General features: G+C 70.1%; 1 protein-coding gene. It reads left to right on the plus strand.

Annotated features, from left to right (window positions below; all coding sequences use genetic code 11):
* The coding region (locus DW171_RS08210; RefSeq protein ID WP_147357354.1) for a transposase at nt 1–586 on the plus strand (586 nt) is incomplete at its 5' end.
* Nucleotides 587–689 lie beyond the last annotated feature (103 nt).

Below are 689 nucleotides of genomic sequence, written 5' to 3' on the forward strand. Positions count from 1 at the left end.
GTTCGGCGGGGCGTGGGGGATCGCCCGCTCGGGGGCCGAGGGGCCGCAGGCCGAGGCCGCCGGGGAGGCCGCGGCCGCCTCGACCGCGCCGCCGCCGGCGCTCGTCGAGGCCGAGAACAGGCAGGTCAGGTTCCTTGCCGCCCGGATATCGGAGGCCCTCGACGAGGCCGGGGCCCTCGAGGCCGAGACGGCGGGGCTGCTCGAGGGCGACGAGACCTACGCGTGCCTGCTCACCGTGCCCGGCATCGGGCCGAGGACGGCGGCGCAGCTCGCGGTATCGGTCGACATCGCGAGGTTCCCGGACCACGACCACCTGGCCTCGTACTGCGGCATAGCCCCGAGGGTGAGGAGCTCCGGCACGTCGGTGAGGTCGGTCAGGGCGTCCAGGCGGGGCGACGCGAGGCTCAAGTCCCTGCTGATCTTCTCGTGCAACAGCCTGGTGAGGTCGTCGGGGCGCTACGGCGAGTACTACCGGGCCTGCAGGGCGCGGGGCATGGGGCACGGGCGGGCGCTCAAGGCCGTCGCGAGGAAGCGGCTCAGGGCGATATACGCCGTGATGCGCGACCGGGTGCCCTACCGGGAGTAGCGTCGAAGGTTGACAAAACTATAGGAACACCCAACGGCTACTCATTTAAGTCTGTCCCCAATGAGTACCCGCAGAATGAGAGTGGATAATCTCCCGTTTTTGG

The organism is Collinsella sp. AM15-2 (genome assembly GCF_003471985.1).
Taxonomy (GTDB): Bacteria; Actinomycetota; Coriobacteriia; order Coriobacteriales; family Coriobacteriaceae; genus Collinsella.